Annotated in this window: 12 protein-coding genes; 4 read left to right on the plus strand and 8 right to left on the minus strand. The window is 66.5% G+C overall.

Annotated features, from left to right (window positions below; translation table 11 throughout):
• Positions 1–46: 46 nt before the first annotated feature.
• A complete protein-coding gene (locus tag QOJ24_RS10525; protein WP_526260930.1) occupies positions 47–940 on the plus strand; it encodes a cation diffusion facilitator family transporter in 894 nt (297 codons plus the stop codon).
• Here the strand turns inward: QOJ24_RS10525 and QOJ24_RS10530 are convergent, their stop codons facing one another.
• Positions 941–1,354 (minus strand): DUF3151 family protein, encoded by a 414-nt coding sequence (locus QOJ24_RS10530; RefSeq protein ID WP_526260931.1) that lies wholly within the window; start codon positions 1,352–1,354, stop codon positions 941–943.
• 90 nt (positions 1,355–1,444) lie between these two features.
• Here QOJ24_RS10530 and QOJ24_RS10535 point away from each other — a divergent pair, with 90 nt between their 5' ends.
• A complete protein-coding gene (locus tag QOJ24_RS10535; protein WP_526260932.1) occupies positions 1,445–2,284 on the plus strand; it encodes an Rv0361 family membrane protein in 840 nt (279 codons plus the stop codon).
• Between the two features lie 66 nt (positions 2,285–2,350).
• Positions 2,351–2,989, plus strand: coding sequence for a hypothetical protein (locus tag QOJ24_RS10540; RefSeq protein WP_526260933.1), 639 nt, complete (start codon positions 2,351–2,353; stop codon positions 2,987–2,989).
• On the opposite strand, the gene fbaA is transcribed toward QOJ24_RS10540, so the two are convergent.
• The gene (gene fbaA, locus QOJ24_RS10545; protein WP_526260934.1) at positions 2,986–4,020 is read right to left on the minus strand and encodes a class II fructose-bisphosphate aldolase; all 1,035 of its coding nucleotides are present in this window, start codon (positions 4,018–4,020) and stop codon (positions 2,986–2,988) included. The genes QOJ24_RS10540 and fbaA overlap by 4 nt on opposite strands.
• A gap of 96 nt (positions 4,021–4,116) precedes the next feature.
• On the opposite strand from fbaA, the gene QOJ24_RS10550 reads away from it, so the two are divergent.
• Complete coding sequence (locus QOJ24_RS10550) at positions 4,117–4,806, plus strand: VTT domain-containing protein (RefSeq protein ID WP_526260935.1); 690 nt, start codon at positions 4,117–4,119, stop codon at positions 4,804–4,806.
• Positions 4,807–4,809: 3 nt separating this feature from the next.
• Here QOJ24_RS10550 and QOJ24_RS10555 read toward each other — a convergent pair whose 3' ends face one another.
• The 6 genes from QOJ24_RS10555 to QOJ24_RS10580 are packed head-to-tail and all read right to left on the minus strand — an operon-like array spanning position 4,810 to position 12,495.
• On the minus strand, positions 4,810–5,946 hold the full coding sequence (locus QOJ24_RS10555) for an XdhC family protein (RefSeq protein ID WP_526260936.1): 1,137 nt from the start codon (positions 5,944–5,946) through the stop codon (positions 4,810–4,812).
• Positions 5,939–7,756, minus strand: a complete 1,818-nt coding sequence (nhaA, locus tag QOJ24_RS10560) for a Na+/H+ antiporter NhaA (RefSeq protein ID WP_526260958.1) — start codon at positions 7,754–7,756, stop codon at positions 5,939–5,941. The genes QOJ24_RS10555 and nhaA overlap by 8 nt, the downstream gene beginning before the upstream one ends.
• A 50-nt stretch (positions 7,757–7,806) precedes the next feature.
• The gene (locus QOJ24_RS10565; RefSeq protein WP_526260937.1) at positions 7,807–9,747 is read right to left on the minus strand and encodes an acetoacetate--CoA ligase; all 1,941 of its coding nucleotides are present in this window, start codon (positions 9,745–9,747) and stop codon (positions 7,807–7,809) included.
• Positions 9,744–10,886: a glycoside hydrolase family 76 protein gene (locus QOJ24_RS10570; protein ID WP_526260938.1), complete on the minus strand. Its 1,143-nt coding sequence runs from the start codon at positions 10,884–10,886 to the stop codon at positions 9,744–9,746. The genes QOJ24_RS10565 and QOJ24_RS10570 overlap by 4 nt, the downstream gene beginning before the upstream one ends.
• Before the next feature lie 15 nt (positions 10,887–10,901).
• Complete coding sequence (locus QOJ24_RS10575) at positions 10,902–11,603, minus strand: TrmH family RNA methyltransferase (RefSeq protein ID WP_526260939.1); 702 nt, start codon at positions 11,601–11,603, stop codon at positions 10,902–10,904.
• A complete protein-coding gene (locus QOJ24_RS10580; protein WP_526260940.1) occupies positions 11,596–12,495 on the minus strand; it encodes a hypothetical protein in 900 nt (299 codons plus the stop codon). Before QOJ24_RS10580 ends, QOJ24_RS10575 begins: the two co-directional genes overlap by 8 nt.
• Positions 12,496–12,497 lie beyond the last annotated feature (2 nt).

A 12,497-nucleotide genomic window follows, 5' to 3' on the forward strand; every position in this document is an offset into this window, starting at 1 on the left:
AACGAGCGCCTTGCGACATATGCGTCATTACGCATAGATTGGGTGCATGGGTGCGGGCCACAGTCACGGAGACGCCGACACCCGTATCAGTCGGATGCTCACCGCCGCGGGCATCCTGACGGTCTTCTTCGTCATCGAGCTGACGACCGCACTTTTGATCAACTCGATCGCGCTGCTGGCCGACGCGGGCCACATGCTCACCGATCTTGTCGCCATGTTCATGGGCTTGACGGCGGTGCTGCTCGCCCGGCACGGCAGTGCGTCGCCTAAACGGACGTACGGCTGGCACCGCGCGGAGGTGTTCACCGCCGTCGCCAATGCCGTGCTGCTGTTGTTCGTCGCGGGCTTCATCCTCTTCGAGGCGTTCGAGCGGCTCGGCGACGCGCCCGACATCCCCGGTGTGCCGATGATCGTCGTCGCGTTGGCGGGTCTGATTGCCAACGCCATCGTCGTCTTGCTCCTTCGCTCGCACTCGGAGTCCAGCCTCGCCGTCAAGGGCGCGTACATGGAGGTCGTCGCCGACACCGTCGGCAGCGTCGGTGTGCTCATCGCAGGCATCGTCACGGTCACCACCAGCTGGCCCTATGCCGACGTCGTGGTCGCGGTGTTCGTCGCGTTGTGGGTGCTGCCGCGCGCGATTGCATTGGCGCGGGCGGCGCTGCGGATCCTGTCGGAGTCCTCCCCCACGCACATCGACGTCGAGGAGCTGCGCACCGCGCTCTGCGCGGTCAACGGCGTGACCGAGGTGCACGACCTGCACGTGTGGACACTGGTGCCCGGCAAGGACATGGTCACCGCGCATCTGACGTCAACCGCAGACTCGGCGAAGGTGCTCGACGAGGCCAAGGCGGTACTGACGGCACGGGGCCTCGAACACGCGACGGTGCAGGTCGAGCCGCCCAACGCCGCAGGCGACTGCAACTGCGAAGCCAGCTGGTAGCTAGAGCCCCAGTTCGCCGCGCGCGGCCGGATCGCAGTCGTCGAGCAGATCGAGGCAGCGGGCGTGTTCATCGGACTCGCCGATCGCATCCGCCGCCTTCGCGAGAACGGCCACGCACCGTAGGAAGCCCCGGTTCGGCACATGCGAGTAGGGGACGGGACCAAATCCCTTCCAGCCGTTGCGCCGCAACTTGTCCAGACCGCGGTGGTAGCCGGTCCTGGCGTAGGCGTACGCGGTGATGGCCTGGTCGTCGGCCAGCGCACGCTCGGCGAGCTCTGCCCACGCCACCGAAGCGGTGGGGTGGGCAGCAGCCACGATCGCCGGCTTCTCGCCGGCTTCGAGCTCCGCCTCGGCGGCACTGTCGCCGGGAAGAAGGACTGGATCCGGTCCCAGGAGATCACCCATCCGCGTCATGGCCCTATTGTGCCGTGGGGCAACTAAGCTCGTGCAGAGACCGTCGGCCGAGCCGACAGACGCTGATGGTACGGGAGGACTGCTGCAGGGATGTCAAACCCATCAGGGCCCGACCAGGGGAACGGTACGGCCGAGGAATCGGCGGACAAACCGACCGACTACATATCGACACCAGGGCAAGAATCGCCGTCCGAGGACAGCGCCCCGACCGAAGCGGCGCCGATCGTCGAGGAGCACCCCACCGAAGTGATGGCGGTGGAGGACACCGGTGCGGTGGACTCGGAGCCCGCGACCGAGGAGCAGCCCGCCGAGCGGAGGTACACCGCACCGTCGGCCATGGACTCGTCGGCGACCAAGTTCATCGAAACCAATCCTGAGCCGGCCACCGAGATCATCTCGACGCCCAACGGATCGCTGCCGTCCGACAAACCTGTTGCGCCGCTGATGATTCCAGGGCGTGACGACGCACCCAAACCTCCCGGCCGCAATCGCAGCTGGGGCTGGGTGGTGGCGCTGATCCTGGTGATCGCCGCGCTGGCCGCCGTCGCGATACTGGGCACCCTCCTGCTGACCCGCGATTCCGATTCGAAAGCGTCGCAGGAGGAGATGGTCCGCACCACCATCAAGAACTTCGACGTGGCGGTCCAGAAAGGTGATCTGGCCACCCTGCGCAGCATCACCTGCGGCGCCACCCGCGACAGTTACGTGAACTACGACGACCGCGCATGGACCGACACCCATGCCCGCGTCGCCGCGGCCAAGCAGTATCCGGTCGTCGCCAGCATCGACCAGGTCGTCGTCAACGACGACCACGCAGAGGCCAACGTGACGACGTTCATGGCGTATGCGCCGCAAACCCGGTCCACCCGCAGTTTCGACCTGCAGTTCCGCGACGACCAGTGGAAGATCTGCCAGGCGCCCAATAGCTAGGGGACCGGCAAATATAGGGAAACACCCTATTTTTTCGGACTTATGCGCAGGCATAGCGTCGAAGCCATGATGCCTCGACACACGGCGGTGGCGGCGGCCGTGGCAATCGCCGCCGGTTTGTTCGCCAACGCTCTTCCCGCACATGCTGGCCCGCCCGGGTGCGAGGGGTTCGCCCTCCCCGGCGTCGTCAATATCAACATCAGCGACGGCACCAGCATGACGTTCAATGGCGGCGGAACGTCCATCAACGCGCCGACCGAGATCGGCGGCACCCCGGGGGCCGTCCAAGGCACTGTCGACCCGAACACCGGCCGCATGGACTTCCATTTCATTCACGGCGCCAACGACGACCGCCATTTCGCAGGCAACGCCTTCGATGACGGGAAGGTGAGCGGCGATGTCCAGCCTGCGGGTCTCTCGTGGTCCACAACCGCCCCGCTGACGTGCACAAAGCAGGTGGCGTTGCCAGCCCCGGACGTGACGGGTGAACCGATTCTGGGCGGCATCGTCATTCACGTAACGGACCACTCAGGCAAGACCTCGAGATGCCATTACGACTCAGAGGTCTATGACCGCGACTTCACCCTGAACGCGTTTTCCACCGCAGACGTGAATCTCGTGCCCGCTGTCCCGCTTTTCAAGGCATGGCCCGTCACCGTCACGTGCGACAACGGCACCAGGACAGACACCACCATCGACTTTTAGGCGCTGACACTTCGGCCTGCGCTGTGCAGGTCGTTGCACGCCTCGACGACCCGGTCGGCCATCGATGCCTCGGCCTTCTTCATATAGCTGCGCGGGTCGTAGACCTTCTTGTTGCCGACTTCGCCGTCGATCTTCAGCACGCCGTCGTAGTTGGCGAACATGTGGCCTGCAACGGGACGGGTGAATGCGTACTGGGTGTCGGTGTCGACGTTCATCTTGACCACGCCGTAGCGCAGCGACTCCTCGATCTCCGACTTCAGCGAGCCGGACCCGCCGTGGAACACGAAGTCGAAAGGCATTGCATCGTCGGCCAATCTGAGCTTGGCCGCGGCCACCTTCTGACCCTGCTGCAGGATGTCGGGGCGCAGTTTGACATTGCCGGGCTTGTACACGCCGTGCACGTTGCCGAACGTCGCGGCCAGCAGATAGTGCCCGTGCTCACCCGCGCCGAGGGCTTCGATCGTCTTCTCGAAGTCCTCCGGGGTGGTGTAGAGCTTCTCGTTGATCTCGGCCTCGACGCCGTCCTCCTCGCCACCGACGACACCGATCTCGATCTCGAGAACGATCTTGGCGGCGGCCGCCAGCTTGAGCAGTTCCTTGGCGATCGTCAGGTTCTCGTCGATGGGTACCGCCGACCCGTCCCACATGTGCGACTGGATCAGCGGGTTGCCGCCGTCGGCCACCCTCTTCTGCGAGATCGCCAGCAGCGGTCGGACATAGGTGTCGAGCTTGTCCTTCGGGCAGTGGTCGGTGTGCAGCGCGACGGTGACGGGGTATTTCTCGGCGACGATGTGTGCGAACTCGGCGAGCGCCACCGCCCCGGTGACCATGTCCTTGATGCCCAGCCCGGAGCCGAACTCCGCGCCACCGGTCGAGAACTGGATGATGCCGTCGCTGCCCGCATCGGCGAACCCCTTCAGCGCGGCGTTGATCGACTCGGATGAGGTGCAGTTGATCGCGGGAAACGCATACGAGTGCTCCTTGGCGCGGGCCAGCATCTCGGCATAGACCTCGGGGGTGGCGATGGGCATGGGTCGTCCTCTCGCTGGTTCAACTGTGCACCCGCAGTATGTCAAGGCGAGGCGCGCTGAGCAGCCCTACCCGACACGCCGGTATCTTGGTGAGCCATGACCAGCACCACGGTGATGTTGATGCCGGATTTCCTTGACCCGATCAAGCTCATCGGCTACTTCGGCGCGTGGGCCCTGGTCGGGCTGCTGGTTGTCATCTTCGTCGAGTCGGGCGTGCTCTTTCCCGTTCTGCCCGGCGACACCCTGCTCTTCGTGGCGGGAATGCTGGCCGCGGGCACCGCGGCCGCGGGCCAGGCCAACTTCGCGCTGTGGCAGCTGCTGGTTTTCATCCCGATCGCCGCCGTCCTCGGTGGGCAGGTCGGCTACTTCGTCGGCCGGTACCTGGGCACCACGATGTTCAAGCCCAACGCGCGCATCCTCAAACAGCGCTACCTGGACGAGGCGCACGCCTTCTTCGAACAGCGCGGACCGTTCGCGATCGTGATCGCCCGATTCGTGCCGATCGTGCGGACGCTGGCGCCGATCACGGCGGGGGCCGCCAAGATGAGCTACGGCGTCTTCACCCTCTTCAATGTCATCGGTGCGGTCGTGTGGGGCGTGGGTCTGACGCTCCTCGGATACGGGCTGGGTCAGTTCGAGATCGTTCAGAAGCTGCTCGAGCCGATCTTCATTTTCATCGCCGTGGCCTCGATCACCCCGATGATCATCGAGTGGTACAAGCGGCGAAAAGCTGCCAAGGCAGCCGGGAGTTCGACTACCGGACCTTCGGCTGAGCAGCCCTCCTGATCGCTACTGCGGCCATCTGCCGCCCTCGTGATGGATGCGGCCGTCGACGTCGGCCAGCGGGCGACCCCCGCCACCCCACCGCCTTGCGATGATCTCTGCGGCGATCGACACCGCCGTCTCCTCGGGCGTCCTCGCGCCGAGATCCAGCCCGATCGGACTGGCCAGCCTGGCCAGCTCGGACTCGGTCAGGCCCGCCTCGCGCAATCGGGCCAGCCGGTCATCATGGGTACGTCGTGAACCCATCGCGCCCAGATAGCCGACCTCGGGGAGGCGTAACGCCACCTCGAGCAGGGGAACGTCGAACTTCGGGTCGTGGGTGAGCACGCAGATGACGGTGCGCGCGTCAATCTCGCCTGCGTCGTGCTGTGCGGCCAGATAGCGGTTGGGCCACTCGGCGACGACCTCGTCGGCGGTCGGAAATCGCGCAGCCGTCGCGAACACCGGCCGAGCGTCGCAGACGGTGACCCGGTAGCCGAGCAGCGATCCTTGCCGGGCAAGCGCGGCGGCGAAGTCGATCGCGCCGAAGATGAGCATCCGTGGCCGTGGCGCATAGCCGGCCACGAACACCTCCATGCCCGCGCCACGGCGCTGACCGTCGGGGCCGTAGGTGAGCACCTCGCTGCGCCCCGACGCCAGCAGTCCTGCGGCATCGTCGATGACGGCCCCGTCGGCACGGTCGCTGCCCAAGGTGCCGTGAGTCGAGTCGGCGCCGACGACGAGCCTGCGCCCCACCCAGTTGGGATCGGAATGGGCGATGACCGTGGCGACCGCGACCGGCCGATGGGCGGCGATGGCATCGGCCACCGTCTTGAGTTCGGGAAAAGTGGTCACCGAAATAGACTCGACAAAGACGTCGATCACGCCGCCGCAGGTCAGCCCGACGGAGAACGCGTCGTCGTTGGAGATCCCGTAGCGCACGAGTCGCGAAGTGCCTTCCCGCACAACTTCATTGGCGGCCTCGTACACGGCTCCCTCGACACACCCGCCGGATACCGAACCGCTGACGGAGCCGTCGGGCGCGACCACCATCGACGCGCCAGGCGGTCGGGGGGCCGACTGGAACGTACGCACGACTGTGCCGACCCCGGCGGTGCCGCCCGACTCCCAGACGTCCAGCAGCTCCGCCAGCACGTCACGCATGTCGGCTCTCCTCCAGGGCACGAATGAGGCTGGCGGCGTCCCAGGGCCCCTTGTGCCGCCTGCCGTTGACAAAAAACGTCGGCGTCGAGTTGAGGTCCATCACCTCGGCGTCCTGTGCGTCGTCCTGCACCCGGTGCACCACCCTCGATGCATGGACGCGAACGTCCTTGTCGAACTGTTCGATGTCACAGCCCGCGGTGACGGCGTAACGGTAGATGTCGGACCACTCGAGATCGTCCTGGTGGCTGAACAACTCGCGTGCCATCTCCCAGAACCTGCCCTGCGACGCAGCCGCCTCACTGGCCCGTGCCGCGTCGAAGGCGCGCGGATGCACGCGTTCCAGTGGTAGGTGTCGCCACACGTACCGCAGTTCGCCGCCGAAATGTTCACGCACCTGGTCTATCGATCCGGTGGCGCGGCTGCAGAACGGGCACTCGAAATCGCCGTACTCAACGAGGATCAGCGGCCCATCGACTTCCCCGCGGATATGGTCGCGTTCGGGGTCGACAGGCCGAACCAACTTCATGCCGACCGCCTCGGGCGGGCTGATCCAGTCGGTGATCCGGAAGATCGCCCAGCCCAGCAGGAACGCCAGCAGCGACGCCAGCAGCACGCCGACCCTGGCCTCGTCCTGTCGCAGCGGGTCGCTGATCGCGATGTCAATGATGAAAAGCGATATGGTGAAACCGATTCCGGACAGCGCCGCCCCGCCCGCGATTCGGCGCAATGTCAGGCCGGGTGCGAGCTGGCCCCAGCGAAGCCGGGCAACAAGCCACGTCGCAGTGGTGATGCCGATCAACTTGCCGAGCACAAGGCCTGCGACGATGCCCCACGTCAGCGGTGACCGCATCGCCGCGGACATCGTCTCGGCGGTCAGCCGGACGCCTGCGTTGACCAAGGCGAAGAGCGGCAGGACGAGGAACGACACATAGGGGCCGAACTGGGTCTGCAACCGCTCGTTGATCGAAATCGAGTCCCGCAGGCCGCGACTGGCGGCACGCGCATAGTCGGAGTTCGGCGACTGCCGGAAAGCGCGAATCAGGTCCACGGTCTCCTCGACCTGCCTGCGCTCGGGGCTGAACACGGGGATCAGCAGCGCGATCGCGACGCCAGCCAGCGTCGGGTGAACACCACCTGCGTACAACGCCACCCACAGCGCGAAGCCGATCACCGCGTAGGCGGGACCGCGGCCGGCGGGAAGGTAACGCACCAGTGCGATCGCAGCGATCAGGAGTACTGCGACGAGCAGCGGCTCGAGCCGGATGTCGTCGGAGTAGAACAGCGCGATCACCGAAAGAGCACCGATATCGTCGACGACGGCGAGCGTGAGCAGGAAAAGCCGCAGCCGCGCAGGGAATTTCGGGTTGATGATGGCCAGCGCGCCGATCAGGAACGCCGTGTCGGTGGAAATCACCACACCCCACGCGTTGGCATTGTCGCCAGACGAATTGATCATCAGGAAGATCAGCGCGGGCACGGCAAGACCTGCGACCGCCGCGAGCACCGGAACCGCCGCCCGTGCGCGGTCGGTCAGCTGACCGATGGTGAACTCGGCCATCACCTCGAGGCCGACGACGAAGAAGAAGAACGTCATCAAGCCGTCGTTGATGAGGTGCTTGACCGTCATCTCGAAGTGCATGTTGCCGAAGCTGAACCCGACGTGTGTGTCCAGCAATGCCCAGTAGCTGTGTGACCAAGGCGAATTCGCCCACAGGATCGCAACCACTGTGGCCAGCAGCAGCAAACCAGCGGCGCTGTTCTCGGTTGAGGTCTTGACCTTCGGGTCGCGGCTGAAGCGACTGGGCAGCATCCGGACGATGCGCGGGACGCCGCCTACGCTCGAACCTCCCGCTTCGACGCTCACGCCCGGGCGTGCTCGGAGAAGACGCTGAGCAGGTCGGGTTTGTCGACGGCGCTTGCCGACACCACATCGGCGGGTTCGGCGCCGAGCAGGATTCGTTTGATCGGAATCTCCAACCGCTTACCGGTCATGGTGCGAGGAATGCCGGGCACGCCGACGATGTCGTCGGGGACGTGACGCGGTGATGCACCGTTGCGGATGGCGACGGTGATCTTGTTGCGCAACTCGTCGTCCAGCTCGGCGTCACCGGCGAGGTGCACGAACAACGGCATCCAGTAGCCGCCGTCGTCCTGTTCGACCCCGACCACAAGGCAGTCCTGGACCTCGGTGAGCGATTCGACCGCGTTGTAGATCTCGGCGCTTCCCATCCGGACACCCTGACGGTTCAGGGTGGCATCCGAACGACCGTGCACCACAACCGATTCGCGGTCGGTGATGGTGATCCAGTCACCGTGGCACCAGACGCCGGGATACTTGTCGAAATAGGCCTTACGGTAGCGGGCGCCGTCGGCGTCGTTCCAGAAGAACACCGGCATCGACGGCATCGGCTGGGTGATCACGAGCTCGCCGGCCTCGCCCACCACCGGGGTGTCCGCCTCTGTCCACGCCTGCACATCGGCGCCGAGGCAGATGACGTTCAGCTCGCCCGCGACAATCGGAACGATCGGACAGCCGCCGATGAACGCGGTCACGACATCGGTTCCACCGCTCATCGACATCACGGGCACCGCGCGACCGACGCCCTCCTGGATCCACCGGAACCCTGAAGCCGGTAGCGGCGATCCCGTCGAGCCGACTCCGCGCAATGCGTCGAGCCGATACTCCTCGCCGGGACGGCACTCCTCCTTGGCGCACCCGAGGAAATAGCCTGCGCCCGCACCGAACAGGGCGACGTCGTGGTCGGCGACGACCTTCCACATGCTGTCGGTCCGCGGATAGGTGGGGCTGCCGTCGTACAGCACCACCGTCGCACCGACGAGCAGTCCGGAGACCAGAAGGTTCCACATCATCCAGCTGGTGGTCGAGTACCAACAGAAGCGCTCGCCGGGTTTGAGGTCGGCGTGCAGGCTCAGGTACTTGAGGTGCTCGAGCGTCACCCCGCCGTGGCCGTGCACGATGCCCTTCGGCGTGCCCGTGGTGCCGGAGGAGAACAGCACCCACAGCGGGTGACCGAACGGCACCGGGGTGATCTCCAGCGGCGCGTCGAGATCGAGGACCTTCGACCACGGCGTGACGTCGTCGGACGCAGTGGTGCCGAGCCGCGGCACCAGGACGGTCGCCTTCAATGTCGGCAGCTTGGAACGGATCTCGGCGAGTTCGGAGCTGCGGTCGTGGCGCTTCCCGGCGTAGACCGAACCGTCGCTGGCCACCAGAACCACAGGCTCGAGCTGGCCGAGCCGGGCGACTACACCGTCGACGGCGAGGTCCTGGTTGCACACCGCCCACGTCGCACCGACGCTGGCCGCCCCGAGGAACGCCGCCACGGCTTCGCCGATGTTCGGCAGGTATCCGACGACCCGATCGCCCGGCATGACGCCGAGCCTGCGCAGGTAGTTCGCGAATGCGGCGGTCTCCTGACGCAACCGCGCCCACGACCACTCCGTCGAGCCGTCCTCCCCCGCCACCACAAGCGCCGGGTACTCGTCGGTCTCGTGGCGAAACGCCTCGATCGCGTAGTTCAGCGTCGCACCCGGAAACCATTGTGCCCCAGGCATTTCCCGATCGGCGAGCACGGCGTCGGCCGGCGTGGTCGCGCGGATGTCGAAGAAGTGCCACACGGCGTCCCAGAACCACGCGATGTCGTCCAGCGACTTCGCCAACAGCTGGTGGTAGTCGTCGAACTGGCCGCGGCCGGTCTCGGCAAGCCATGCCATGAAGCGGGTGACGTTGGCGCGCTCGACGGTTTCTTCGTCTGGAATCCAGCCGCCGGGTTCGGTCATTCCGAGGTGCCCTCCGCTGTGTCTGGATTGCTCTCTCCGTTCGCAGAGATGGCGTGCGCCGCCTCCATCAACATCCAGCCCGACAGTTGGACCGACAGATCGCGCTCGGGGATCGAGGACGAGTTGACGGCGCCCTCGACGAACTGGGCGTCCTGCCCACCCGCAACCGGCATCTCGGCATTGCGGTCCCAGAACGGTCCGAACAGCGGCAGGCCGTCAAGGGTCTGGCGGTAGTCCCACGCCGACTGAGCGGAGGAGATCACGATATTTTGCGCAGTGGCTATCGCGGCTGCGTCTTCGGGTGAATTGTTGGGCAGCGTTGTGACGACCAACGCCAAGTAGCGGGCGGTCACCCCGTTGAACAGCCCGCCATCGCCGCCGCCCGCTCCCTTGATCACACCGTCGGGGGCCATCTCCTTGTCGATTGCGGCGACGAGGCGGTGCACGCGCTGCGCATGCTCGGGGTCCTCGGTGCGCGCGGCAAGCTCGGTCTCCAACCCGAGCACGACGCCCTGGCAGTACGTGTATTGGGCGCGCACCATCGAGCCGGCCTTGATGCCGTCGAACACCAGATGGGTCTCCGGGTCGATAAGGGTCTCGTCAATCCAGTCCGCCATCTGCTGGGCACGCCGCAGCCGGTCGTCATAGCGGGCCAGGAAAATCGCGGCAGGCCCATTGGCCGGGGCGTTGAAGAACTGGTCCTGCTTGCGCCACGGGATGCCCCCGCCGTCCTCGGGCACCCATGCGTTGACGAACTGGTCGCAGAGCTTCTTCAGCGCACCGGGCTTCTCAACTCCTGCGAGCCTGCCTGCCCGCTCCAGTGCGAGCGCCAGCCACGCCATGTCGTCGTAGTAGTCGTTGACCCAGGACCCGTTGTTCCGCAGTCGATGTGACCGGATCTGTCGCTTGATCTTGGTTTCTCGTTCGGGCTGCGGGTCGCGCAGCTGCGCGTCGACGAGGTTGTCCAGCAGATGTGCCTGCCACCAGTAGTGCCAGGTGCCGAAGGTGAGATCCTTGCGCGTGGGCGGGAATCCGACCATTCCGAGCTGGGTGCCGGGCAGCGCCCAGAGCCGTTTCAGATGGCGCTTGGCGACGGCGGCTTCTGCGCTCGCCGCCCGATTTGCCCAAAGCTGATCCATGTCGTAGATCCTGCCCTACCAGGCCCGGGATATGTCGCCGTGTTCTCTGATCCAGGTGTGCATCGCGATGCCTGCCGCGACGCCCGCGTTGATGCTGCGGGTCGACCCGAATTGGGCGATGGACACCGTCATCGCGGCACCCGCGCTGGCCTCCGCGGTGATGCCGGGGCCCTCCTGCCCGAAGACCAGCAGGCATGCCGCGGGGAGTCCGGTCTCCTCGAGGCGCCGCGCACCGGGGACGTTGTCGACAGCGACGACGGTCAGCCCGCCGTCCGCCGCGAATGCCAGCAGGTCAGCGGTCGTGTCGTGGTGGCGCAGCCGCTGGTACCGGTCGGTCACCATGGCGCCGCGGCGGTTCCAGCGCCGCCGTCCGACGATGTGCACGGTGTCGACGGCGAATGCGTTGGCGGTCCGCACCACCGAGCCGATGTTGGCGTCGTTGCCGAAGTTCTCGATCGCCACGTGTAGCCGGTGGCGGCGGGTGTCGATATCGGCGACGATCGCCTCACGGGTCCAGTACCGGTAGGCGTCGACGACGTTTCTGGTGTCGCCGTCGCGCAGCAGCGCCTGGTCGTACCGGGCATCGGTCGGCAACGGCCCCGGCCATGGGCCGACACCGGGGCCCTCACCCCACTCCGTCGGCCCCGGAGCCGCTTGGCCGGCGACATCGGGCGGCGGAGCCGCTTGGCCGGCGACATCCGGCACAAGTTCAGTCATCGCTGGTCCACAGGCCGGCGTGCGTGCCGACGAGTGACACCGAGGCGTAGAGCGCTGCAGCCTCCATCTCGCCCTGCGTACACAACGACGCGCGCACCGAGACGGCGTCCAGCGAGGCGTCCGGCAGCACCAGCAAAGATGCGCCGTAGATGTCGCACGCGTGGGACAGGCCGGGGGCGGGCATCGTCGGGGCGACCAACACCATCATCGGACCGCCGCGGGTGGCAGACTCGTCGCGGTATCGCGCTGCCAGACCGGTGATTTCGAGGCCGAGCAGCATGTATCCCTTGCCGTTGAACGCGGCCGGGTCGCCCAGCGCGCCGACATCGATCTGTGCGCCGTCGGCATGGAACGCGTCGACGCTCGTCGTGCTGATCGAGAGGCCCGCGTCGCTCTCGTTGGTCTGCGGCAGTCCGACCGGATAGGCGGCGCCGTAGGAGACCGTGGTGCCCGCCATCCGGTCCTTCGGCGAGTACACGTAGGCGCCGTGCACCTGCGACTGGTCCCGCATCGGGCCGATGCACACCGTGCCGGACAGCCGGTCGGGCGTCGGGGCGGCCGCGGGCTGGACCGCCAGATTGGTGACGTCGCGGCAGCCCCCGATCGCGTTCGCCTCCAACGGATGCGCCAGCGCGCCGTACAGGCCGAACCGGATGTCTGACGGGTTGGCATGCGGCGCATCGGCCTTGGTCGGTGATGCGTCGATGTCGAAGAGAACGTAGTCGCCGTCGAACCGGAGGTTGGACAACGACATGTTCCAACCGAGCACGGCGAGCGATTCGCCGACCGCGGCCGTCTGCACGCCGTAGGGGTGCGCACTGCCGCCGTCATCGCCCGAGCATGCCGACATCGCCAACACGGCCGCCGACAGCAGCGCGACTAGTGCGCGCACCG

The organism is Mycobacterium sp. (assembly GCF_032159775.1).
Taxonomy (GTDB): Bacteria; Actinomycetota; Actinomycetes; order Mycobacteriales; family Mycobacteriaceae; genus Mycobacterium.

What these genes read in the sequence shown, in the direction of transcription:
- QOJ24_RS10530 (WP_526260931.1), bottom strand. Translation starts at nt 1,354, where the DNA reads ATGACGCGGATGGGTGATCTCCTGGGACCGGATCCAGTCCTTCTTCCC.
- QOJ24_RS10550 (WP_526260935.1), top strand. Translation starts at nt 4,117, where the DNA reads ATGACCAGCACCACGGTGATGTTGATGCCGGATTTCCTTGACCCGATC.
- fbaA (WP_526260934.1), bottom strand. Translation starts at nt 4,020, where the DNA reads ATGCCCATCGCCACCCCCGAGGTCTATGCCGAGATGCTGGCCCGCGCC.
- QOJ24_RS10555 (WP_526260936.1), bottom strand. Translation starts at nt 5,946, where the DNA reads ATGCGTGACGTGCTGGCGGAGCTGCTGGACGTCTGGGAGTCGGGCGGC.
- QOJ24_RS10565 (WP_526260937.1), bottom strand. Translation starts at nt 9,747, where the DNA reads ATGACCGAACCCGGCGGCTGGATTCCAGACGAAGAAACCGTCGAGCGC.
- QOJ24_RS10575 (WP_526260939.1), bottom strand. Translation starts at nt 11,603, where the DNA reads ATGACTGAACTTGTGCCGGATGTCGCCGGCCAAGCGGCTCCGCCGCCC.
- QOJ24_RS10570 (WP_526260938.1), bottom strand. Translation starts at nt 10,886, where the DNA reads ATGGATCAGCTTTGGGCAAATCGGGCGGCGAGCGCAGAAGCCGCCGTC.
- nhaA (WP_526260958.1), bottom strand. Translation starts at nt 7,756, where the DNA reads ATGCTGCCCAGTCGCTTCAGCCGCGACCCGAAGGTCAAGACCTCAACC.
- QOJ24_RS10540 (WP_526260933.1), top strand. Translation starts at nt 2,351, where the DNA reads ATGATGCCTCGACACACGGCGGTGGCGGCGGCCGTGGCAATCGCCGCC.
- QOJ24_RS10535 (WP_526260932.1), top strand. Translation starts at nt 1,445, where the DNA reads ATGTCAAACCCATCAGGGCCCGACCAGGGGAACGGTACGGCCGAGGAA.
- QOJ24_RS10525 (WP_526260930.1), top strand. Translation starts at nt 47, where the DNA reads ATGGGTGCGGGCCACAGTCACGGAGACGCCGACACCCGTATCAGTCGG.